Source organism: Pseudonocardia adelaidensis (assembly GCF_039543345.1).
Taxonomy (GTDB): Bacteria; Actinomycetota; Actinomycetes; order Mycobacteriales; family Pseudonocardiaceae; genus Pseudonocardia; species Pseudonocardia adelaidensis.
This window is the reverse complement of record NZ_BAABJO010000021.1, coordinates 118,902-139,403: the sequence shown is the minus strand read 5'-3', so window position 1 is coordinate 139,403 and position 20,502 is coordinate 118,902. Positions and strand designations below refer to the sequence as shown.

The following is a 20,502-nucleotide window of genomic DNA, read 5'->3' as shown; positions in this document are numbered from 1 at the left end:
AAAGCTGGGGGATGTGAACGCGAACGCGATCGCGGGCGTCGAGCTCGCAGACCCGGCGCTCGCCGCCGCCACGGCGGAAGGGCTCTCCCGCGTGGAGGATCTGCTCCACCGGGAGGTGCACAGCGACTACCAGTTCGTCACCGAGACGTCGCTGCACCTCATCGACGCGGGCGGCAAGCGGTTCCGTCCGCTCTTCACGCTGCTCGCGGCGCAGATCGGGCCCCGGCCCGACGACGAGGACGTGCTCACGGCCGCGGCCGTGGTCGAGCTGATCCACCTCGCCACGCTGTACCACGACGACGTCATGGACTCGGCCACCATGCGGCGCGGGGCGGAGAGCGCCAACTTCCGGTGGGACAACTCCGTGGCCATCCTCACCGGCGACTTCCTGTTCGCCCACGCGTCGCGGCTGGTGGCGGACCTCGGGCCGGCCGCGGTGCGGATCATCGCCGAGACCTTCGCCGAGCTCGTCACCGGTCAGATGCGCGAGACCCGCGGCCCGCGCGCGGGTGAGGACCCGGTGCGCCACTACCTCGCCGTCATCGCGGAGAAGACCGGCTCGCTGATCGCCACCTCCGGGCGGTACGGCGGCATGTTCTCCGGGTGTGCGCCGGAGCACGTGGAGGCGCTGCGCCGCTTCGGCGCGGCCATCGGCACCGCCTTCCAGATCTCCGACGACGTCATCGACATCGCCTCGCCGTCCGACAGCTCCGGCAAGATCCCGGGCACGGACCTGCGTGAGGGCGTCCACACCCTCCCGATGCTCTACGCCCTGCAGGACAGCGGCCCGGACGTCGACCGCCTCGGTGCGCTGCTCTCGCGCCCGATCACCGACGACGCCGAGGTGGACGAGGCCCTCGAGCTCCTGCGCACGGGCCGCGGCCTGGCCCGTGCCCGCGACGTCCTGGCCGACCAGGCCGGCGCCGCCCGTGCTGAGCTGGACAAGCTCCCGTCCTGCCCGGCCACAGAGGCCCTGGCGGCCCTGACGACGTACGTGGTGGACCGCACCGCGTAGTTCCGGCCAGATCGCTCCACTGGCCCTGCGCCGCGTGTCGTGTCACCGTAAGGGGACAACTGCGGAGAGTCAGGGAGTGGCCGTGGCGCGCGCCCACGTGTGGTGGTCGGTGGCACTGCTCGTGGTACCCGCCGCGCTCGCGGGTCTCGCCCTCCTGTGGGCCGGGCCGCGGGAGCAGGTGGCACCGCCCGTCGCGCCGGCCCACGTGCTCCCGGCCACGCCCGCCGTCGAGACGCGCGCCGACCGGCCTGATCCCACGCCGGCCCGGGTGGCGGGGGTGCAGGCTGCCCAGCCGATCCTCTTCACGGCCGACTCGGCCGAGCTCGCCGGCCCGTCGGCAGGCACCGTGCAGCGCGTTGCGGAGTTGCTCGTGGCGGGTCCGGCGGCGCCGGTTCTGGTGGAGGGCCACGTGGCCGACACCCCCGGCGGCCCGGAGGCGGTCCAGCAGCTGTCGGACCGGCGGGCCGCGGTCGTGGCCGACGCGTTGGTGGCGGCGGGCGTCCCCGCCGAGCGCATCACCGCGAGGGGCCTCGGTGCGACGAAGCCGCTCGCCACCGTGGAGGCCAGCAGGCGGGTCGAGATCACCATCGGGTAGGAGGCTGCATGGTCGAGACGTTCGCGCAGGTCTGGTTCCTCTGCGCGATCGCGTTCCTCGCGGGTTCCGCGGTGACGTGGCTGCTGTTCGTCCGCGGGCGCCCGCGCCGGCCCGTCCATCCGCTGTTCCGGCCGGCGCCGCCGCGGATCCACCACCGGGCGTCCGGCCTGCCCCGCCCCGAACGCGCTGCGCCGCCCGAGCCGCCGCCCTCGCCCGCGGAGCCGGCACTGGCCAACCTCGACACGCACCGGAGCGAGCGGGCGGCCCGGCACGCGGGCTGGAGCGCCGCCGGGGCCTTGGACCGCCTCGGGGTCACCGGTGGACCAGGCCTCCCGGATTCCCGGCCTGCTCCCGCCATCCCCGCCCAGGGCGGCCCCGTCGACGAACCCGGCGCCGGCGAAAGCAGGTGATCGCGGCTCCCGGCCGGGTGGTCGGGTCCCGCAGGCCGCTGCGCACGCCCGTCGGATCGTGATATGCACCGGTCCGGCCGCTCGCAGAAAGGGGTGCGTCCGTGGGTCAGAACTGGTGGTGGGTGGTACTGGTCGTCGCGGTGCTCGTCGCGGTGGCCGTGCTGCGCTCCCGGCGCACCCGCGACGAAGCGCCGTCCGCGAACACGGAGATCGCGACTGCCGCAGCGGGTGGCACGGCGGCCGCCGGCGGTGCCGCGGCCGTGGCCGCGACCCACGCGGAGGCGGACCGGGAGACGGACGCCGACACGCACGCGGGGCCGGGCCCGGCACCTGCGGCAGGCGAGCGCGACGGTGCCGCCGAGGCGGAGGATCGGCCCGACCAGGGTGCCGCGGCGGGCGAGGCCCAGACGCCCGGCCGCGACCTGCGCATCCCGGCTCCTCGCGAGGAGCAACCACCACCCCGGCCGTCGGCCGGATCGGGCGCGGACGCGCCCCCCGAGCCCGCCGGATCGGCGATTGCCGCCCTCGACTCCGGTCTCGCCGCGAAGGGGGGCTCGTTCGCCGCAGCCGCGGCCGCGGTGTCGGCCGCCGCGGCTCGTCCCGGCCCCTACCCCGGCTCGCTGCTCCCGGCCGGGGACGGGTCGAGCCCGTCCCCGGACCACCAGGTCAAGGCCAACGAGGGTTCCCGGCGTTACCACACCCCGGACTCGCCCTACTACGTGCGCACCCGCGGGGACGCCTGGTTCCACACGGCGGACGAGGCCCGGGCCGCGGGCTTCACCGCGTGGGATGCGGGGTAGTGGTCCCCGGCCGCGCCACCCTGGGGGCTCCTCGGCAGGCGCTGATCCCGCGGCGGGCTCCGTGGCGGGCCGGCGTACCCGGTCTCGGCCGGCGCGGATGTCGCCCGGCTGCGCTCGTCCCGGCCGGCCCGTCCTTGTGTGATCGGGGAACCCGGCCGGAACCGGGACGGCGTAGACCTCATGGGTGTTCGATCTCGAGCTGAGACCCGTCATGTCGATCTCGAGGCCGTGGACAACTTCTGTGCGTTCCGGGACAGGCCCGCGGATGTGACCGAGCCGCACCGTAAACGAAGCAAGATCCGCTTCAGATATGGATCACCACTCGATCGAGTGACACGGGTGTCACCACCAGTGAGTTCCCCCTAGCCTCTGCCGCGGCTCCCCAGCTCCCCGAACAGGTGACAACCGCAATCGCGGACGTTGTCCGCGATGGTGAGGAAACGATGCTGAAGAAGACTCTGACTGCTGGTGCGACCGTGGTCCTCGCGATTCTGGGCTCGGCCGGTGTCGCCGAGGCCTCCGAGGCGACGGCCGCGCAGCTCCCGCTCCCCCCGATCACAGCGCCCGCCGACCCGGACGCGAGCACCCTGCCGGATGCCGACGACGACTCGGACTCCACGTCGGACAGCGAGTCGACCTCCGAGCCCGGCTCGGACTCCACGAACGACTCGGACTCCACGAACGACTCGGACTCCACGAACGACTCGGACTCGAGCGACTCGGACTCCACCAACGACGAGTCGGACTCCACGAACGACGACTCGGAGGACTCGACGAGCGACTCCGACTCGGACGCCACGACCGACCCCGAGGAGGGCACGGACCCGGCTGAGACCGTTCCGGCCCCGGCCGAGGAGGAGCCCGCGCCGGGTCCGCTCGGCCTGATCCAGTCGCTGGTCACGTCGCTGTTCGGCTGATCGACCCGAGAACGTGAACGGGCCCCGCCGGGTGTCCACCGGCGGGGCCCGTTCACGTGGGGCCGGGGTCTCAGCCGGCGATCGTCCAGGTGTCGCGCCCGGTGAGCAGGGCCTGCAGGTCGGCAGTGCCCTTCGCCTTGGCCTCGGCGACCTGGGCGCGAACCGCGTCGTCGTAGGTGACGCGGTCGGCGTTGCGCAGGATGCCCGTGACCGTGTGGTTGAGGTCTTGGTCGGACAGGCGGGACAGGGCGAACGCCAGGTTGATGTCGGTGGCGTCGTGGACGACGACCTGGTCGGCGTCCACCTCGTTCATCTTCGCGACGGTGAGCCCGAAGCCCTCGCGCACGACGGCGTAGCTGCCCAACCCGTCGTCGGCGGCCGGGCCGAAGCGGATCGGCTCGCCGTGGCGGACCGGGATGACCCGCTCCTCGGCCTCCTCGCCCTTGCGCAGCACGTCGAAGCTGCCGTCGTTGAAGATCGGGCAGTCCTGGTAGATCTCGACGAGGGCGCTGCCGCGGTGCGCGGCTGCCGCGCCGAGCACCTCGGTGAGGCCCTTGCGGTCGGAGTCGAGGGCACGCCCGATGAACGACGCCTCGGCGCCGAGCGCGAGCGAGATCGGGTTGAACGGGTGGTCGAGCGAGCCCATCGGCGTGGACTTGGTGATCTTGCCTTCCTCGCTGGTGGGCGAGTACTGGCCCTTCGTCAGGCCGTAGATCCGGTTGTTGAACAGCAGGATCTTGAGGTTGACGTTGCGGCGCAGCGCGTGGATCAGGTGGTTGCCGCCGATGGACAGGGCGTCGCCGTCGCCGGTGACGACCCAGACCGACAGGTCGGGTCGCGAGGTGGCGAGGCCGGTGGCGATAGCCGGGGCGCGCCCGTGGATCGAGTGCATCCCGTAGGTGTTGAGGTAGTACGGGAACCGCGACGAGCACCCGATGCCCGAGACGAACACGGTGTTCTCGCGCTTGATGCCCAGCGTGGGGAGGAACTGGCGCACGGCGGCGAGCACGGCGTAGTCACCGCACCCCGGGCACCAGCGCACCTCCTGGTCGGACGTGAAGTCCTTGGCGGTCTGCTTCTCGTCGGTGGTCGGGACCCCGTCGAGCCCACCCAGGGAGGGGAGCCCGAGGTCGATCGCAGTCATGCACGCACCCCGTTGAGGTAGTCCAGGAACAGGTCCTGCAGCTCTTCGGCCCGGAAGGGCAGGCCGGCGACCTTGGTGTAACTCTTGACGTCGACGAGGTAGCGGGCCCGCAGCACCATCGCGAGCTGCCCGAGGTTCATCTCGGGCACCACCACGGTGCGGTAGCGGGCGAGCACGTCGCCGAGGTTGGCAGGGAGCGGGTTGAGGTGTCGCAGGTGTGCCTGCGCCACCTTGCGGCCGAGCGCGCGCACCCGGCGGGCGCCCGCGCCGATGGGGCCGTAGGTGGAGCCCCAGCCCAGCACGAGCAGCTCGGCGTTGCCGTCGGGGTCGTCCACCTCGATGTCCGGCACGGTGATGCCGTCGATCTTGGCGGCGCGCAGCCGGACCATCCGGTCGTGGTTGTCCGGGTCGTAGGAGATGGCGCCGCGGCCGTCTGCCTTCTCCAGCCCGCCGATGCGGTGCTCGAGCCCGGGCGTGCCGGGCACGGCCCACGGCCGGGCGAGGGTGTCGGCGTCGCGCAGGTAGGGCCAGAACTCACCGGACCCGTCGGGCGCGTTGGGCCCCGTGGCGAAGCCCGGGTCGAACGTCGGGAGCGAGGCGGCGTCGGGCACCTTCCACGGCTCCGACCCGTTGGCCAGCGAGCCGTCCGACAGCAGGATCACCGGCGTGCGGTAGGTGACGGCGAGCCGCACGGCCTCGAGCACCGCGTCGAAGCAGTCGCCGGGCGAGCGGGGCGCGATGACCGGCAGCGGCGCCTCGCCGTTGCGGCCGTGCAGGGCCTGCAGCAGGTCGGCCTGCTCGGTCTTGGTGGGCAGGCCGGTGGACGGCCCACCGCGCTGCACGTCGACGACGAGCAGCGGCAGCTCGAGCGCCACCGCGAGCCCGATCGTCTCGGACTTGAGCGAGATGCCCGGCCCGGACGTGGTGGTGACGCCCAGCGCGCCCCCGAACGCCGCGCCCAGCGCCGCGCCGACGCCTGCGATCTCGTCCTCGGCCTGGAACGTGGTGACGCCGAAGGCCTTGTGCTTGGACAGCTCGTGCAGGATGTCCGACGCCGGCGTGATCGGGTACGACCCGAGGAACACCGGGAGCCCGGACAGCCGACCCGCGGTGACGATGCCGTAGGCGAGCGCGGTGTTGCCGGTGATCTGGCGGTAGGTGCCGACGTCCAGCTTGGCCGGCGCCACCTCGTAGGTGACGGCGAACGCCTCGGTGGTCTCGCCGTAGGCGTGCCCCGCGCGGAAGGCGAGGATGTTGGCCTCGGCCAGGTCGGGGCGCCGGGCGAACTTCTCCCGCAGGAACCGCTCGGTGCTCTCGTGCGGCCGGTGGTACATCCAGGACAGCAGGCCGAGGGCGAACATGTTCTTCGCCCGCTCCGCGTCCTTCTTGGACAGGCCGGTCTCCTCCAGCGCACCGCGGGTGAGGGTGGCCATCGCCACCGGGTGCACCGCGTACTGCTCGAGCGAGCCGTCCTCGAGGGGGTTGGTCTCGTAGCCGACCTTGGTGAGGTTGCGCTTGGTGAACTCGTCGGTGTTGACGATGAGGGTGCCGCCCGCGGGCAGGTCGGCGATGTTGGCCTTGAGCGCGGCCGGGTTCATCGCGACGAGCACGTCGGGCCGGTCGCCCGGCGTGAGGATGTCGTAGTTGGCGAAGTGCAGCTGGAACGACGACACGCCCGGCAGGGTGCCTGCGGGCGCCCGGATCTCGGCGGGGAAGTTCGGGAGCGTGGAGAGGTCGTTGCCGAACGCCGCGGTCTCGGAGGTGAAGCGGTCACCGGTGAGCTGCATGCCGTCGCCGGAGTCGCCGGCGAAGCGGATGACGACGCGGTCGCGCTCCACCACCTCACGTCCGCCGCCGGACGGTGCTGAGAGATGATCGACGGCGGTGTCAGAAGTCATTCGAGGTCGGTCCTCGGGTCGACGGGGCGTGCCTTGTGTTGTATTCCCACGTTAGCTCGCCCTGACTCGGGGTGTCGTCGCCACCCGGTCCACGTCACACCCGATCGTTCGCCTGGTGGAAACATCGCGTTACCGGCCCGACCTGCTGATCGTCTTCTGCAGCGCGGCGACGCGGTCGCGGAACTCCGGTGAGCGCACCGACTCCGCCTGCGCGCGCACCTCGACCTCGACGGCCTCGGCCTGGCTCGTCATGCCGGCGGTGAGCCGCAGCGTGGCCTTCGTGGTGCGCACGAGGTCGCGCGGGGCGGCCGCGGCGCGGCCGGCGAGCTCGGTGGCGGCGGCCACCACGTCCTCGGCCACCCGGTGCACCAGGCCGATGCGCTCGGCCTCGGCGGCGTCGACGACCTCGCCGAACAGCGTGAGCGCTGCGGCGCCCTGCGCTCCGAGCACGCGCTGCACCATCCAGGTGTAGCCCCCGCCGGGGTGCAGGCCGAGCGGGAGGAACCGGGACTCGAACCGCGCCCGCGGCCCGGCCAGCCGCAGGTCGCAGGCCAGCGCCAGGTTCAGCCCCGCACCGACGGCCGCGCCGTTCACCGCGGCGATCGTCGGCAGCGGGCACTCGGCGACGGCGAGGAAGCCCGCGTAGACGGTGTGGAGCGTGGCGGGGTCGGCGGTGGCGAGCTCGCCGAGGTCGCCACCCGCGCAGAACGCCGGGTCCTCGCCGGTGACGACGATCGCGCCGACCGCGTCGTCGGCGGCGGCGGCGCGCACGGCCTCGGCCAGCTTGACCGACAGCTCGATGTTCAGCGCGTTGCGCCGCTCGGGGTAGGAGAGCGTGAGGACGGCGACGCCGTCGGCGGTCTCGGTGCGGACGTCGGTGGCCATCCCCGCATCCTGCCCCGGATGGCCTAGCCGCGCGGCGAGGCGTCGCTCACGGTTCCGGCGCCGGAACACGATCAGGTGGTTGCTCGTTGAAGAACTCGGGGGAGGAAGGACCGCAGGACGTGCACAAGTCGATGAACGGGCTGAAGACGGCCGTGCTGCTGGGCGGTCTGTCCGCGCTCGTGCTGCTCGTCGGTGCGCTTCTCGGCGGGCGAGCGGGCCTCGTGATCGCCCTGTTCGTGGCGCTCGGCGTCAACGGCTACGCCTACTTCAACTCCGACAAGATCGCCTTGCGGGCCATGCACGCCCGGCCGATCAGCGAGCCGGAGCACCCGGTGATGTACCGGATCGTGCGGGAGCTGTCGCGGGCCGCGCGGCAGCCGATGCCGCGGCTCTACGTGAGCCCCACGGCGGCGCCCAACGCGTTCGCCACCGGCCGCAGCCCGCGCCACGCCGCCGTGTGCGCCACCACCGGCCTGCTCCAGATGCTCGACGAGCGCGAGCTGCGCGCCGTGCTCGGCCACGAGCTCTCCCACGTCTACAACCGCGACATCCTCATCTCGTCGGTGGCGGGCGCGCTCGCGTCGATGGTGAGCTTCCTGGCCAACATCGCGATGTTCGCGGGCCTCTTCGGCGGCGGCGACGAGGACCGCCCCAACCCCATCGCCGTGCTGCTGATCGCGCTGCTCGGGCCGGTCGCGGCCGGGCTCGTGCAGATGGCCGTGAGCCGGTCGCGGGAGTTCCAGGCCGACGCGAGCGGCGCCCGGCTCACCGGCGACCCCCTCGCACTGGCGTCCGCGCTGCGCAAGCTGGAGCGCGGCACGCAGCTCGCGCCGCTCCCCCCCGACCCGCAGCTGGTGTCGCAGTCGCACCTGATGATCGCCAGCCCGTTCCGGGCGGGGGAGCAGCTCACGCGCCTGTTCTCCACCCACCCGCCGCTGGGCGAGCGGATCCGGCGGCTGGAGCAGATGCACCTGCGCAGGCCGTGACTCCTGAGGTCCGATCAGCGCGTGATCAGCAGGATCGGGACCTGACGTGCGAATACGAGCGCGAGGTCCCTGGTTCGTTGATCACGAGCGGCGCCCGGCGCACCTACCGCCGGTAGCTCGTGCCGGCGCCGGGCGGGCCTCCTCTCGGGTTGCGCTGGAGGGTCGGGGCCCTTCAGCGCGATCCTGAATGCACACTTGAGCCGTGTCCGACCCGACCATCGCCACCACCAGCGAGTACGGCGTGCTCGGCGTGCGCGACGAGTCCCGGGCGGGGCGCTTCTCCCTCGACCGGTACCCGTCCGCCCCCGACCTCGCCGGGCTCGTGGAGCGCTACTGGGTCGTGTCGTGGGAGCTGCCGCCCGGCCGCGAGTCCTCGGTCACCCTGCTGCCGCACCCGTGCGTCAACGTCGTGCTCGACCGCGGCCGGCTCACCGTGCACGGGGTGGGGCGCGACCGGTTCACCTACGCGTACCGGGGTGTGGGCGGGGTGTTCGGGATCAAGTTCCGGCCCGCGGGGTTCCAGCCGTTCCTCCGCAGGCCGCTGTCCGACCTCACCGACGCGGTGCTCCCCGCCGAGGAGCTCTGGGGCCCGGCCGCCGGCGACCTCGCCGACCGGATGGTGGCCGCACCGGGCCGTCGCATCGCGCTCGTCGAGGAGTTCCTGCGCGAGCGCCTGCCACCGCACGACCCGCAGGTGGAGCTCGTGCAGACCGTGGTCGCCGCGCTGCTGCACGACCGCACGATCGCCCGCGTCGACGACGTCACCGAGATGTTCGGCATCAACCCGCGCACGTTGCAGCGGCTGTTCCAGCGCTACGTCGGGGTCAGCCCGAAGTGGGTGCTGCGCCGCTACCGCCTGCACGAGGCCGCCGCCGTGCTCGCGCGCGAGCAGCACCGGCCGTGGGCGGAGGTGGCGGCGGAGCTCGGCTACTTCGACCAGAGCCACTTCATCCGCGACTTCACCGCGGCGATCGGGATGACCCCGGTCGCCTACGCCCAGGCCTGCCGGCGGATGGAGGCCCCGGTCAGCGCGTGACCGGCACCTGTGAAGCCGGCGCCAGGTGTGTGAAGTGTTGCCGGCGCGTGCCGACCGGGGCGTGGGAGGAGATCGCCGTCATGCCGACATCGTCGCGATCGGAAGCCGGCAGAACACGGTCGTGCCCTCCCCGCGTGGGCTGTCCACGGCGAAGGACCCGCCCAGCGCCTCGGTCCGGTCCCTGAGCCCGACCAGCCCGGAACCCCTCGCCAGGTCGGCGCCGCCGACCCCGTCGTCGCGGACCCGCACGTGGAGCGCGCCGTCGGAGGTCTCCGCCTCCACCTCCACGGTGGATGCGCGCCCGTGCTTCATGGCGTTGGCGAGCACCTCGGAGACCACGTAGTAGGCCCCCACCTCCACTGGTTCGGGGAGCCGGCTGTGGATCCGCAGGTCCATCACGACGGGCACGGTCGAGCGCCGGGCGAGCGCGCGCAACGCCAGGCGCAGCCCACCCTTGGACAGGATCTCCGGGTGGATCCCGCGGGAGAGCTCCCGCAGGTCGTCGAGCCCGTCGGAGAGCTCGGCGGCGATGTCCTCGATCTCGGCACGGATCCCGGGGAGCAGTGCGGGCCTCTCCGCCAGCGAGCGCAGCCGCAGCTCGAGCGTGATGAGGAATTGCTGCGCCCCGTCGTGCAGGTCGCGCTCGATCCGGCGCCTCGCCTCGTCCGAGGCGGCCACGAGCCGGGCCCGCGACGCGGTGAGCTCGGCCTTGCGCTGCTCGTTGGCGACGGCGGTCGCCACGAGCTCCGCCAGCTCCGCGAGCCTTCGCTCGGTGTCGGTAGGCAGCGCGTGCCCGGACCCGACGGCGACCAGGCCCCACAGCACGTTGCCGACGTGCACGGGCGAGGCGGCCGTGAACCGGCTCCCCACGGAGGCCGAGACGAACCGCTCCGTGCGGAGCACGGAGGTCGCCAGCCCCGCCGGTAGCCGGCTGCCCCAGCCGGCCGCGAGTGGGCCGTGCGTGCTGTCGGCGACGAGCGTTGTTCGCCCGTCGCGCTCGTACCTGATCACGTCGGCGGTGGCCGGTCCGAACCGGCGCGCGGCCTGCGCGGCCACCGCCCGCAGCACGGCATCGCACGGTTCGGCCCGTGCGATCATCATGGCCACGACGCGCAGCGCCGCCTCCGTCTCCGCCTCGCTCTGGGTGCGGCCGACGGCGGGCGCCGAGAGGTTCATGACGTCCTCCATCCGGACCGGCGGCCGGGCGGGAGCTGCCGCGAGCTCGCGGCGACCTCCATGCTCCATGGCGCGCTCCGGCAGGGCGAGGGATGTGACGGTCGGGCTCGGCGCGGCCCCTCACGATACTCACCAGCCGTCGCTACACACAGCGATCGTTCGGTCGCATTTCGTTGGTGCCGATCGCCGTCAGCCGAGCAGGACGACGGCTGCCCACACCGAGCCCGCGAGCACCGCGGCGTAGCAGAGCGCGCTGATCGGGCCCCGCATCCGGCCCAGCTGCAGCCCGTCGACGAGCGTGTATCGGAACCTGTGGGCCCAGTGCAGGAGTGCGAGCACGCACAGCCCGAGCAGCAGTATCCGGACGAGCGGGTGGGCCAGCAGCGCCGCGAGCCCGGCGTGGTCGGGCGGTGCGAGCACGCCCAGCGGGAACAGCACACCGAACAGCAGCACCAGCACGGGCACCAGTAGTGCGGAGACCATCCCGCCTGCGCTGAACATCAGCCACGCCGCGGCCTCCGCCCTCGACGGCCTGGCGGTTCTCCCGGGCCCGGCCATCACAGCATCACCACCAGCACCCAGGCCACGATCGCCGAGACCACGACCCAGGCGCCGAAGTGCCCCGCCGCCACGGCGCGCGGCGGCACGGGGCGCCCCTGCATCCGGACGACGATCGCCTTCGGGGCGAGGGTGAACCACGTGACGGCGTGCAGCACCACGAACGCCAGCGCGACGAGGTCGACGACGAGGACGAGCGGGGTGGCGCTCCAGTCGAGGAACGCCCGGTAGGCGGCGGGCCCGTCGTGGACGGCCGTGACCAGGAGCAGGAAGTGCACCACGAACCACGCCACTGCGACGCTCGACAGCTCGCGCAGCACGAACACGAGGTACGAGCGGCGCTTCGTCCACCAGAACAGCGAGACGGGCTGCCGGTAGCGCGTCGTACTCGGCTGCGTCGCACCCACCCGCGTCGCACCCACCCGCGTCGCACCCACCCGCGTCATCGCTTCCCCCACGGCAGCAGCGTCCGCGCCGCGGCGGTGAGCTTGTAGCGCTGGATCGCGCCCGCCGGGTCGACCCCCTTCGGGCACGCCCGGGTGCACTCGCCGACGTACGTGCACGCCCACACGCCCGCGTCCGTGGCGAGCACGTCCAGCCGCTGGTGGGCGCCCTGGTCGCGGGAGTCGAGGTTGTAGCGCTGGGCGAGCGCGATCGCGGCGGGGCCGAGGAAGTCCGGTTCGATCCCGTACACCGGGCACGCCGAGTAGCAGAGCATGCAGTTGATGCACATGCTGTACTGCTTGTACGCGTCCAGCTGTTCCGGCGTCTGCAGGAACTCGACGCCGTCCACGCCGTCGTCGTCGCGCACGAGCCAGGGCTTCACCTCGGGCAGCTTGAGCAGGAAGTCGTCGATCTCCACGACGAGATCGCGGATCACCGGGAAGTTCGCCAGCGGCTCGACGCGCACCGGCCCCGGGGCGTGGTCGGTGAGGAACGTGCCGCAGGACAGGGCCGGGTCCCCGTTGACCGTCATCCCGCAGCTGCCGCAGATCCCCATCCGGCACGACCAGCGGAACGACAGCGTGCCGTCGAGGTGGTCCTTGACGTAGTTCAGGCCGTCGAGCACCGCCCACTCCTCGCGAAGGGGCACCTCGTACTCCTGCACCGTCGGCGCGCCCTCCGACTCCGGCCGGTAGCGGGTGACCTGCAGCATGATCGTGTCGGGCACGGGTCTCACCTCCCGTAGACCCGCTCGCCCGGGGGCCAGCGGGTGATCGTCACCGGCAGGTACTCGACGTGCGGTGCCCCGCCCGGCCCACGGGTGACCAGCGAGTGGGCGAGGAAGCGCGCGTCGTCGCGGCGGGGGAAGTCGGTGCGCTGGTGGGCGCCGCGGGACTCCTCGCGGCGCAGCGCGCTCGCCACCATCGTCTCGGCCACGTCGAGCATGAACCCGAGCTCGAGGGCCGCCACGAGCTCGGTGTTGAACGTCCGGCTGGTGTCCTCCAGCGTGGCCTTCTCGAACCGCTCCCGCAGCTCGCCCAGCCGCTCCACCCCCGTGAGCAGCGACTCGGTGTCGCGGAAGATCCCGGCGCTGCCCTCCATCGTGTGCTGCATGTCGGCGCGCACGTCGGCGATCCGTTCGCGCCCGTTGCGGTGGGCGAGTAGATCCTGCTCCAGGCGCCGCCGCTCGTCGGCGACCTGGGCCTCGACGCCCCGGCCCGCTCCGTTCGCTGCGGCGTACTCCGCGGCCGCGATCCCGGCCCTGCGCCCGAACACCAGGCACTCGGGCAGCGAGTTCGAGCCGAGCCGGTTGGCGCCGTTGATGCTCACGCACGCGACCTCGCCCGCCGCGAACAGGCCGGAAAGGCCGGTGGCGCCGTCGATGTCGGTGTGGACGCCGCCCATCATGTAGTGCTGCACAGGTCGCACCGGGATCAGCTCGTACACCGGGTCGATGCGCTCGTACTGCCGGCACAGCTCGCGCACGAACGGCAGCTTGGCGTCGATCATCTCCTCGCCGAGGTGCCGCAGGTCCAGGTAGACGACCGGGCCGTACGGGGTGTCGACCGCGTTGCCCTTCTCCTGCTCGTGCACGAACGCCTGGGAGATGCGGTCCCGCGGGCCGAGCTCCATGCTGCGCAACACGGGTGTGGGCGACGGCGTGCCGAGGTCGTAGTCCTGCAGATAGCGGTAGCCGTCCTTGTTGAGCAACCAGCCGCCCTCGGCCCGCGCCGCCTCGGTGATCAGGATGCCGGTGAACGGCAGGCCGGTCGGGTGGTACTGGACGAACTCCATGTCCTTGAGCGGGGCGCCCGCCCGGTAGGCGAGGCCCATCCCGTCCCCGGTCTTGATGTTGCCGTTGGTCGTGAACGGGAAGACGCGCCCGCACCCACCCGTGCACAGCACGACGGCCCGGCCGGTGATCGCCTCGATCCGCCCGCCGGCCAGCTCGAGCCCGACGGCACCGCGGACCCCGGCGTCGTCCACGAGGAGCTTCGTGACGTACCACTCGTCGTAGCGGACGATCTGCGGGTACCGCAGCGAGGTCTGGAACAGCGTGTGGAGCAGGTGGAACCCGGTCTTGTCGGCGGCGAACCAGGTGCGCATCTTCTTCATGCCGCCGAACGCGCGCACCGCGACCTCGCCGTCGGGCTGCCGGCTCCAGGGGCAGCCCCAGTGCTCCAGCTGCAGCAGCTCGCGCGGCGCCTCCGCGACGAAGGCCTCCACGGCGTCCTGGTCGCAGAGCCAGTCGCTCCCCGACACCGTGTCATACGCGTGCTCGTCGAGGCTGTCGTCGCTCGCGATGACGGCGGCGGCGCCGCCCTCGGCGGAGACCGTGTGGCTGCGCATCGGGTAGACCTTCGACACGACCGCCACGGAGAGCTGCGGCTGCGCCTGCACGATCGCGATGGCGGCGCGCAGCCCGGCACCACCACCGCCCACCACCACGACGTCGTGGTCGGCCATCGCTATTCGGCGTGCTCTGCGGAGAGCTCGTTCAGCAGCACCCGGCCGTCGTGCCTGGTGATCCTCGTGCGACAGCTGCCGTCGTGGAACTGGTGGGAGATCGAACGGCAGCCGCATGCGTACGTGACGTCGTCGCACCGGATGCCGGAGCCGTCGTCCTCGAAGTAGCGGGTGCCGCTCACCCGCTTCCCGCAGGGGGCGCGCTCGCTGGTGAAGGGAGTCCTCGTGCCGATCACGGTCCACCTCCCGCCATCGGCCATGTGACCGATGTCACTCTCATCGCACAACGCGGTGGCTGATCGAGTCAAGCGCTCATCGGTGATCGGTGGGCTGGTCCACCGTCACCCGGGCGGCACCCGCTACGCCCCTGCCTATCTTTTGATCTCGTACCGCAGCAGTGCCAGGCCGTTCTCGAACCCCGTGGCCTCGACCAGCTCCAGGTCTCGCCGATCCTCGAAGACGCGCCTTCCCCGGCCGCGTGCCGCCGGGCAGACGAGCAGCCGGACCTCATCGACGGCGCCGGCGTCCAGCAGGAACTGCATGAGCGTCAAGCTCCCCCACAGCCAGATGTCCTTGCCGTTCTGCTCCTTGAGCTCCCGGACGGTGGCGGCCGGGTCGCGCGTCACGGTCGCGGCGGGGAAGTCGCCCCACGGGGCGTCGTCCAGCGTCGAGGAGGCGACGAACTTGGTGAGGTTGTTGAGCTTCCTGCCGTACTCGCCCTGATCGGCCGCGTACGGCCAGTAGCCCTTGGACTGGTTGTAGGTGGTGGCGCCGAGAACCAGCGTGTCCACGGAGTCGATGAAGCCCATCAGGCTGTTCTTGAAGGGGTCGTCGGTGACCTCGTCGTCGAACGGTTCCCCCGACACGAAGCTGAGGCCGCCGTCCTCCTCCGCGGCGATGTTGTCCACGGTGACCCACTGCTGGACTACGAGCTTTCGCATGGCCGTCCCTCCGGTGCGTGCGGCCGCGCCGGCCGCATCTGCCCCTGAGACGGAGCCGCCACGCCGGTCTCGACATCCCGGCCGCATCTTTTCCCGAGAGCCTCCACCCGAGACGAAGGCGAGCACGCGACGAACGAGCCGCCTGCCGTCGTCGCCGACCCGCTGCGCCGGCTAGCGGTAGTTGGTGAACTGCAGCGCGATCCCGAAGTCCTTGCTCTTGAGCAGCGCGATCACGGCCTGCAGGTCGTCCTTCTTCTTGCCCGAGACCCGCAGCTGGTCGCCCTGGATCTGCGCCTGCACGCCCTTGAGCTTCTCGTCCCGGATGGTCTTGCTGATCTCCTTGGCCTTGTCCGCCACGATGCCCTGCAGGATCTTGCCGCTGACCTTGTAGGTCTTCCCCGACACCGCGGGCTCGCCCACCTCGAAGGCCTTCAGCGAGATGTTCCGCTTGATCAGCTTCTCCTTGAAGACCTCGACGGCCGCCTTGGCGCGCTCCTCGGTCTCCGACTCGATCGTCACGGCCTCCTCGCCCGCCCAGGCGATCGAGGTGCCGGTGCCGCGGAAGTCGAACCGCTGCGAGAGCTCCCTCGAGGCCTGGTTGAGGGCGTTGTCGACCTCCTGTCGGTCGACCTTGCTCACCACGTCGAACGACGGGTCTGCCACGCCTGCCTCCTCCTCGGCCCGGGCCCCTGCGGAACCCGGTCCGTCGTTGTCGTATCCTCGTCTCCGCGCCACGGCGCGCCCGGGCGGGTTGCCCGAGTGGCCAAAGGGAGCGGACTGTAAATCCGTCGGCTCAGCCTACGAAGGTTCGAATCCTTCACCCGCCACACCCGGGGTAACGGCCCCCGACCAGGGGAAACTCTGGTCGGGGGCCGTTCTCGTGTGTCCGGCGGCGTCCGGTGCGGTCCGGTCGTCTCCGGCTGTCCGTGCCAAATGCGTGCCCACGCTCAGGGCAGGCCGAGCGCCTGCCCGACCCGACGTCGTGCGGCGTCTTCCTGGCCGGCGAGGCACTTGGCGTAGACGCGCAGCAGGACGGCGACGCTGTGGCCGGCCCACTCCGCCACCTGAGTCGGCGGTACCCCGGCATTGAGCCATGTCGATACGGCGGCGTGGCGGAGGTCGTACGGCCGGCGCGCGAGCGGTGACGCCGCCTCCTCCGCGGTGAGTGCGGCCTCGCGGGCGCTGGCCCACACCCGCCCGTAGACGCTGTCCGACAGGTCGCCGTCAGGGGTCCGCATCGACCCGAACAGACGGCCGTGGGTGTTCGTACCGAACTTCTCCAGATGTGCCCGTAGAAGCGTTGTCAGCGGCGGCGGGGCGGGTACGACCCGGACGGCCTCTCGCGCACGGTGCTTCAGCCCGCGCTCATCGCGTCGTCGACCGCTGTCGCTCCATGCCGCCCCGGTCGTCGGTGCCGAGCCTGGGAGGAACAGCTCGCCCCATCCCTCTGCCGGGAGGCGCAGCGCGGATGCCGGGAGGTGGGCGGCCTCGCCGGGGCGTAGCGCGGCGTAGTAGAGCAGGCCGAAGAACGCGACGAGCCGTTCGCCGGCCTCGCCCTGTTGCCCTACTGCGGCGAGCAGGCGAGCGGCCTGCTCGGGGTTGACCACGACCCGGCGGTCCACCTCGTCGACTGCGCGTTGCGTCCTGACGCGCACGGCTGCGAGCGGGTTGCTCGGAAGGAGCTGCCGTTCAACCGCGTACTCCAGCGCGTTGTGCAGGACTGCGCGCTTTCGCCGGCTCGTGCTGACGGCCGCGGGCTTGCCGTCGAGCCGGCGCCCGATCGTCGCCAGCACGGTGCGGATCACCTCGGGGCGGGCGAGGTCGGCGACCGGGCGCGAGTTGGTCTCCAGCCATCGAATCGTCCGCGCGAACTCCCGCGGCGGCGTGCCACTCTCGCGGCGCCGGACGTTGAACGACCAGGAGTAGAGCGTGCGCCGCACCAGATCCGCCCGCGGTCGGCCGGCCTCCGCGACGAGCGCCGGCGTGACCGTTGCCAGGGTCTCGGCGATCCCCATCCGAGACTTGCCGGACATGTCAGGCCACTTCATCCCCACATAGGCGCAGGCGAACTCGTACCAGGTCGCCGAGTGCTCCTCACGGGACATCGAGACCGGCAGGCCCGTCGCGGTCGCGAACGCTTCCCCCGATCGTGCCGCCGTCACGAGCTGCGCCCGGAAGCTGTCCGCAAGAGCGCTCGTCTTGAAGCCGCGCTTGAAGCGCTTCTCCGCAACTTTCCAGCGGACGTAATAGGTTGTCGTCGAAGTTCCCTGGTAGGTCGTGACCGACCAGATTCGCACGTCGAAACTGGTCTCCATCACGCGGCCTCCTCGCAGGAATCGAGCCAGCGCTCAAGCTCGGAACGGCGGATGCGTAGGTCTCCATTGGGCAACTTGATGCAGCGCGGCGCGCGACCCTTTGCGCGCCATTCGTAGAAGGTGGACCGGGAGATGCGTAGCTCGGCGCAGACCTCGGCGAGGGTGAGGCGCTCGTGGGGGCGGGTCACTTGTCGCCTCCGATCACGCGGAGCCGGGGGTGTGCCGTCCCATCCGTCCCAAGCGTCCCGTCGCAGGTCAGCCCTGGGACGGATTGGTCGGGTGGGACGGATTGATCCGTCCCAGGGTCGGCGGTGGGACGGATCGAACCGTCCCAGGGGTTCGATCCGTCCCGGGCCTGACCTGCACGGGGACGCTTGGGACGGCTGGGACGGATGACCCCTGCCGACTCGACGGTGGTGGGCGCCGCGGAGGTGTCGTGGCAGTCCGTGCCGCCGGCGGGCCGGGCGAGGGCGGGGCAGTAGCGCTGCCAGGCATCGATGAAGTCAGCGCGGAGGTAGCCCTTCGCTTGTCCGGATTCCGGAAACCGGATGTTTTGAGAACCGATGTCGTACTCCCGGAGGAGATCGCCGAGTTTCTTCGGAGTCAGGCCGTTGTGCCCGTAGTCCACCCACGGCGCTTCCGGGTCGGCTTTCAGGCGCTGCAACAGCAGGGCTGTGGGGATGGCGTCGAGGTCGGCGAACGCGGCGTGGATGTCGAGCAGCAGCCGGATGCGGTCGGAGGTCTCTGACTTCTCGGTGGCCTCGTCGACGAGCGCGACGACGGCGGCGCGAGCGCGGGCCGGCCACGGGCCGCCGGCGAGGTCGGCGACGGCCACGAGGGGTTCCCAGGTGTCGGCGGCGCGGTCCTCGACGGGCATCGCCGGCGCCGCCTGTTCCAGCGTCTTGATGTGGGCGCGCAGCCATGCGGTCAGCTCGCGGGCGAGCGCGCGGAGGGCTGGCCGGTCGCGTCGGTGGCGGTAGGGGGCGACGGTTTCGCCGGCGGCGCGGCGGCGCATGCGGATGACGACGGCCCGGTCCTCGATGGTGTCGGGCATGGCGCCGATCCCGGCGAGCGCGGCCATGGCGAAGGTGGGGATCTGCTCGACTCGGTTCGCGGCGGCGTCGTAGCGGATCGCCGGGCGTCCGCGTTGGTGGCCGGCGTTGAGCAGCCCGCGCAGGTCCTCGTTCCCGTCGGCTTTCGGCCCGAAGATCGTGTCCGCTTCGTCGACGAGCATCGTCGGCGGATCGGCGGTGATCGAGCGGTACACGGCGGCCGGCGAGGCGTTCACGGTGACGAGCGGGTTCCAGCACAGCGCCTCGACGACGTCGAGCAGCCGGGATTTGCCGCAGCGCTTCTCCGGGGCCCGGATCACCAGCCGGGCCGCGTGCGCCCACGCGGGTTGTGCGTGGGACGCGGCGATCCACAGCACCACCCCGACGGCCGCCGCGGGTGTGGGGAGCACGACGTAGCGCAGCAGCGCGGCGTGCACGCGGTCCAGTAGCTCAGCGCCGTCGATGGCGTGCCCGTCCGGGGCGCTGAGCTGGCCGTGGTCGCCCGTCTGACCCGTCTCCGAGCTGTGGGCACGATGGTGCGCCGGTGGCGGTGCAGGCGCGTTGAGCGGGCCCTGAGTGGCGTTCTGCGGGCCGTTCTCCTCGGGGGTGGGGTGATGGGCCGGGGGTGTGGTGGTGTTCATGCGGCTTCTCCGAGTCGGCGGGGTCGGCGGGCGCCGGCGTGAAGGCCGGACGTGATCGTTTGGTCGGCTTGGCGAGAGCTGTAGGCACCGAGCGCGACATGCCGGGCGGCGGCGGACAGCAGGGCGGTGCGGGCGTCGTGCTCGGCGAGCGCGCCGCCGGCGACGAGCTGCCCGAGCGCGACCGCGGCGACGTAGAGGCAGGAGTTGCGCTGCCCGGCCGGGGCGTCGAGCACCCGCCCTGTTTCAGCCCTCACCGCCGCGTCCACGTACCGGCCGCGCCGCCCTGCACCGGTGGTGATCGGCGCGGGCGGTGCGGCTGGGAGCGGCGGCGGGGAAAGGCGCTGCAACAGCCAGGCGGGCAGCGGCGCCGGTTCGCATGCGTTGGCCACGCTGTAGGTGCCGGCGGGCACCCGGGAGCCGGCGGCGACGACGTATCCGCCGTGGGCGCGGGTGTCGACCTTCCAGCCGAGTCCCTGGCCACGTTCGCCGCTGGTGTTGCGCAGCACCACCGCGCCCGGCCCGGTGGGTGCCAGGAAGTAGAGGTGTCGTCCACCGGAGGGCGTGTCCACCGTGTGCGTGGCCGGTATGGGACAGCCGGCGCGTTCGGCGAGCGCCGCCAGGACGTCCGCCCCGCCGGTGATGCCGAGTTGCGCCCACTCGTCCGGCGGCACGTCGTCCGGGTCGGCGGGGTCGGCCGTGTCGAGATCGACGACCACCAGTCCGGCCGGCCCGCACGGGATGCCGAGGTTGAACGGGCGGGTCTGCCATGCGCGCCGGATGCGGTCGGGGTCGGTGGTTGCCCGCTGCTCCCACCCCAGATGGCCGCCAGCGCACGGGCCGGTGCCGGGGCAGCGGGCGGCCCCGTGCAGCGCGGGCCGCTTCGTGCCGGGCGTCAGCGGGAAGACCGGCCAGCCGCGGGCGGCGGCGTCCAGGGCGACGCGCAGCAGCCGGGCCCGCTCGTCGACGTTCACCGCGCACCCCCGCTGCCGTCGGGGTGGGGGATGCCGTCGAGTAGGGCGGTCTTGTCGGTGAGGAACGCCGCGCGCTCGGCCGGGTCGACGGCGCGGCCGGCGGCGGTCAGGGTGCGCAGTCGGGCGGTGAGGTCGGCGATCTCGCGGATGCTCGGCGTCGGTCCGCTGCCCTGCTGGTGGTTACGCTGGGTACTCATTGTGGCTCCTGCTTTCGGCATGGGTCTAGCGCCGCGGGACCCGTGCGGGTGCCGC

The 20,502-nt window shown here is 72.3% G+C and carries 23 protein-coding genes and 1 tRNA gene; 8 read left to right on the top strand and 16 right to left on the bottom strand.

Annotation, left to right across the window (positions count from 1 at the left end):
- Positions 1–13: 13 nt before the first annotated feature.
- The 5 genes from ABEA81_RS25930 (at position 14) to ABEA81_RS25910 (ending at position 3,737) form a co-directional block, all read left to right on the top strand.
- Positions 14–1,015: a polyprenyl synthetase family protein gene (locus tag ABEA81_RS25930; protein WP_345607961.1), complete on the top strand. Its 1,002-nt coding sequence runs from the start codon at positions 14–16 to the stop codon at positions 1,013–1,015.
- Between the two features lie 82 nt (positions 1,016–1,097).
- Entirely contained in the window at positions 1,098–1,610 is a 513-nt protein-coding gene (locus ABEA81_RS25925) for an OmpA family protein (protein ID WP_345607960.1), read from the top strand.
- 8 nt (positions 1,611–1,618) lie between these two features.
- Positions 1,619–2,020: a hypothetical protein gene (locus tag ABEA81_RS25920; protein ID WP_345607959.1), complete on the top strand. Its 402-nt coding sequence runs from the start codon at positions 1,619–1,621 to the stop codon at positions 2,018–2,020.
- 101 nt (positions 2,021–2,121) lie between these two features.
- The gene (locus tag ABEA81_RS25915) at positions 2,122–2,820 is read left to right on the top strand and encodes a sunset domain-containing protein (RefSeq protein WP_345607958.1); all 699 of its coding nucleotides are present in this window, start codon (positions 2,122–2,124) and stop codon (positions 2,818–2,820) included.
- 443 nt (positions 2,821–3,263) lie between these two features.
- Complete coding sequence (locus ABEA81_RS25910; RefSeq protein ID WP_345607957.1) at positions 3,264–3,737, top strand: hypothetical protein; 474 nt, start codon at positions 3,264–3,266, stop codon at positions 3,735–3,737.
- A 70-nt stretch (positions 3,738–3,807) separates the two neighbouring features.
- On the opposite strand, the gene ABEA81_RS25905 is transcribed toward ABEA81_RS25910, so the two are convergent.
- The 3 genes from ABEA81_RS25905 to ABEA81_RS25895 all read right to left on the bottom strand — a co-directional run bounded on the left by ABEA81_RS25905 (position 3,808) and on the right by ABEA81_RS25895 (position 7,664).
- Positions 3,808–4,881 (bottom strand): 2-oxoacid:ferredoxin oxidoreductase subunit beta, encoded by a 1,074-nt coding sequence (locus ABEA81_RS25905; protein WP_345607956.1) that lies wholly within the window; start codon positions 4,879–4,881, stop codon positions 3,808–3,810.
- Positions 4,878–6,779 carry a 2-oxoacid:acceptor oxidoreductase subunit alpha gene (locus tag ABEA81_RS25900; RefSeq protein ID WP_345607955.1) on the bottom strand — a complete coding sequence of 634 codons (1,902 nt, stop codon included), beginning with the start codon at positions 6,777–6,779 and terminating at the stop codon, positions 4,878–4,880. Before ABEA81_RS25900 ends, ABEA81_RS25905 begins: the two co-directional genes overlap by 4 nt.
- 129 nt (positions 6,780–6,908) lie before the next feature.
- A complete protein-coding gene (locus ABEA81_RS25895) occupies positions 6,909–7,664 on the bottom strand; it encodes an enoyl-CoA hydratase (RefSeq protein ID WP_345607954.1) in 756 nt (251 codons plus the stop codon).
- A gap of 119 nt (positions 7,665–7,783) precedes the next feature.
- Between ABEA81_RS25895 and htpX the strand changes: the two genes are divergently transcribed.
- Together htpX and ABEA81_RS25885 are read left to right on the top strand one after the other, a co-directional pair.
- Positions 7,784–8,650 carry a zinc metalloprotease HtpX gene (gene htpX / locus ABEA81_RS25890; protein WP_345607975.1) on the top strand — a complete coding sequence of 289 codons (867 nt, stop codon included), beginning with the start codon at positions 7,784–7,786 and terminating at the stop codon, positions 8,648–8,650.
- A gap of 202 nt (positions 8,651–8,852) precedes the next feature.
- Positions 8,853–9,686: a helix-turn-helix domain-containing protein gene (locus ABEA81_RS25885; RefSeq protein WP_345607953.1), complete on the top strand. Its 834-nt coding sequence runs from the start codon at positions 8,853–8,855 to the stop codon at positions 9,684–9,686.
- A gap of 78 nt (positions 9,687–9,764) precedes the next feature.
- Here the strand turns inward: ABEA81_RS25885 and ABEA81_RS25880 are convergent, their stop codons facing one another.
- From ABEA81_RS25880 to ABEA81_RS25845, 8 genes are all read right to left on the bottom strand, one after another.
- Entirely contained in the window at positions 9,765–10,931 is a 1,167-nt protein-coding gene (locus ABEA81_RS25880; RefSeq protein ID WP_345607952.1) for a sensor histidine kinase, read from the bottom strand.
- A 120-nt stretch (positions 10,932–11,051) separates the two neighbouring features.
- Positions 11,052–11,420 carry a hypothetical protein gene (locus tag ABEA81_RS25875; RefSeq protein WP_345607950.1) on the bottom strand — a complete coding sequence of 123 codons (369 nt, stop codon included), beginning with the start codon at positions 11,418–11,420 and terminating at the stop codon, positions 11,052–11,054.
- A complete protein-coding gene (locus ABEA81_RS25870) occupies positions 11,420–11,827 on the bottom strand; it encodes a succinate dehydrogenase/fumarate reductase transmembrane subunit (protein ID WP_345607949.1) in 408 nt (135 codons plus the stop codon). Before ABEA81_RS25870 ends, ABEA81_RS25875 begins: the two co-directional genes overlap by 1 nt.
- 35 nt (positions 11,828–11,862) lie before the next feature.
- Positions 11,863–12,591, bottom strand: a complete 729-nt coding sequence (sdhB, locus tag ABEA81_RS25865; RefSeq protein WP_345607948.1) for a succinate dehydrogenase iron-sulfur subunit — start codon at positions 12,589–12,591, stop codon at positions 11,863–11,865.
- A gap of 5 nt (positions 12,592–12,596) precedes the next feature.
- Complete coding sequence (gene frdA, locus ABEA81_RS25860; RefSeq protein WP_345607947.1) at positions 12,597–14,330, bottom strand: fumarate reductase (quinol) flavoprotein subunit; 1,734 nt, start codon at positions 14,328–14,330, stop codon at positions 12,597–12,599.
- Positions 14,331–14,332: 2 nt separating this feature from the next.
- Positions 14,333–14,566 (bottom strand): hypothetical protein, encoded by a 234-nt coding sequence (locus tag ABEA81_RS25855; RefSeq protein WP_345607946.1) that lies wholly within the window; start codon positions 14,564–14,566, stop codon positions 14,333–14,335.
- A gap of 135 nt (positions 14,567–14,701) precedes the next feature.
- The gene (locus tag ABEA81_RS25850) at positions 14,702–15,271 is read right to left on the bottom strand and encodes a dihydrofolate reductase family protein (RefSeq protein WP_345607945.1); all 570 of its coding nucleotides are present in this window, start codon (positions 15,269–15,271) and stop codon (positions 14,702–14,704) included.
- A gap of 171 nt (positions 15,272–15,442) precedes the next feature.
- Positions 15,443–15,934, bottom strand: coding sequence for a YajQ family cyclic di-GMP-binding protein (locus ABEA81_RS25845; protein ID WP_345607944.1), 492 nt, complete (start codon positions 15,932–15,934; stop codon positions 15,443–15,445).
- Between the two features lie 82 nt (positions 15,935–16,016).
- Here ABEA81_RS25845 and ABEA81_RS25840 point away from each other — a divergent pair.
- Positions 16,017–16,098 (top strand) — tRNA-Tyr (locus ABEA81_RS25840).
- Between the two features lie 120 nt (positions 16,099–16,218).
- Here the strand turns inward: ABEA81_RS25840 and ABEA81_RS25835 are convergent.
- The 5 genes from ABEA81_RS25835 to ABEA81_RS25815 all read right to left on the bottom strand — a co-directional run bounded on the left by ABEA81_RS25835 (position 16,219) and on the right by ABEA81_RS25815 (position 20,447).
- Positions 16,219–17,586 (bottom strand): tyrosine-type recombinase/integrase, encoded by a 1,368-nt coding sequence (locus tag ABEA81_RS25835; RefSeq protein WP_345607973.1) that lies wholly within the window; start codon positions 17,584–17,586, stop codon positions 16,219–16,221.
- On the bottom strand, positions 17,586–17,774 hold the full coding sequence (locus ABEA81_RS25830) for a helix-turn-helix transcriptional regulator (protein WP_345607943.1): 189 nt from the start codon (positions 17,772–17,774) through the stop codon (positions 17,586–17,588). Before ABEA81_RS25830 ends, ABEA81_RS25835 begins: the two co-directional genes overlap by 1 nt.
- Positions 17,771–19,015, bottom strand: coding sequence for a DUF3631 domain-containing protein (locus ABEA81_RS25825; RefSeq protein ID WP_345607942.1), 1,245 nt, complete (start codon positions 19,013–19,015; stop codon positions 17,771–17,773). Before ABEA81_RS25825 ends, ABEA81_RS25830 begins: the two co-directional genes overlap by 4 nt.
- 260 nt (positions 19,016–19,275) lie before the next feature.
- Positions 19,276–20,250, bottom strand: a complete 975-nt coding sequence (locus ABEA81_RS25820) for a bifunctional DNA primase/polymerase (protein ID WP_345607941.1) — start codon at positions 20,248–20,250, stop codon at positions 19,276–19,278.
- Complete coding sequence (locus tag ABEA81_RS25815) at positions 20,247–20,447, bottom strand: hypothetical protein (protein WP_345607940.1); 201 nt, start codon at positions 20,445–20,447, stop codon at positions 20,247–20,249. Before ABEA81_RS25815 ends, ABEA81_RS25820 begins: the two co-directional genes overlap by 4 nt.
- Positions 20,448–20,502: the final 55 nt, after the last annotated feature.

What these genes read in the sequence shown, in the direction of transcription:
- ABEA81_RS25900 (WP_345607955.1), bottom strand. Translation starts at nt 6,779, where the DNA reads ATGACTTCTGACACCGCCGTCGATCATCTCTCAGCACCGTCCGGCGGC.
- ABEA81_RS25910 (WP_345607957.1), top strand. Translation starts at nt 3,264, where the DNA reads ATGCTGAAGAAGACTCTGACTGCTGGTGCGACCGTGGTCCTCGCGATT.
- ABEA81_RS25920 (WP_345607959.1), top strand. Translation starts at nt 1,619, where the DNA reads ATGGTCGAGACGTTCGCGCAGGTCTGGTTCCTCTGCGCGATCGCGTTC.
- ABEA81_RS25905 (WP_345607956.1), bottom strand. Translation starts at nt 4,881, where the DNA reads ATGACTGCGATCGACCTCGGGCTCCCCTCCCTGGGTGGGCTCGACGGG.
- ABEA81_RS25880 (WP_345607952.1), bottom strand. Translation starts at nt 10,931, where the DNA reads ATGGAGCATGGAGGTCGCCGCGAGCTCGCGGCAGCTCCCGCCCGGCCG.
- ABEA81_RS25815 (WP_345607940.1), bottom strand. Translation starts at nt 20,447, where the DNA reads ATGAGTACCCAGCGTAACCACCAGCAGGGCAGCGGACCGACGCCGAGC.
- ABEA81_RS25895 (WP_345607954.1), bottom strand. Translation starts at nt 7,664, where the DNA reads ATGGCCACCGACGTCCGCACCGAGACCGCCGACGGCGTCGCCGTCCTC.
- ABEA81_RS25850 (WP_345607945.1), bottom strand. Translation starts at nt 15,271, where the DNA reads ATGCGAAAGCTCGTAGTCCAGCAGTGGGTCACCGTGGACAACATCGCC.
- frdA (WP_345607947.1), bottom strand. Translation starts at nt 14,330, where the DNA reads ATGGCCGACCACGACGTCGTGGTGGTGGGCGGTGGTGGTGCCGGGCTG.
- ABEA81_RS25875 (WP_345607950.1), bottom strand. Translation starts at nt 11,420, where the DNA reads ATGGCCGGGCCCGGGAGAACCGCCAGGCCGTCGAGGGCGGAGGCCGCG.
- ABEA81_RS25835 (WP_345607973.1), bottom strand. Translation starts at nt 17,586, where the DNA reads ATGGAGACCAGTTTCGACGTGCGAATCTGGTCGGTCACGACCTACCAG.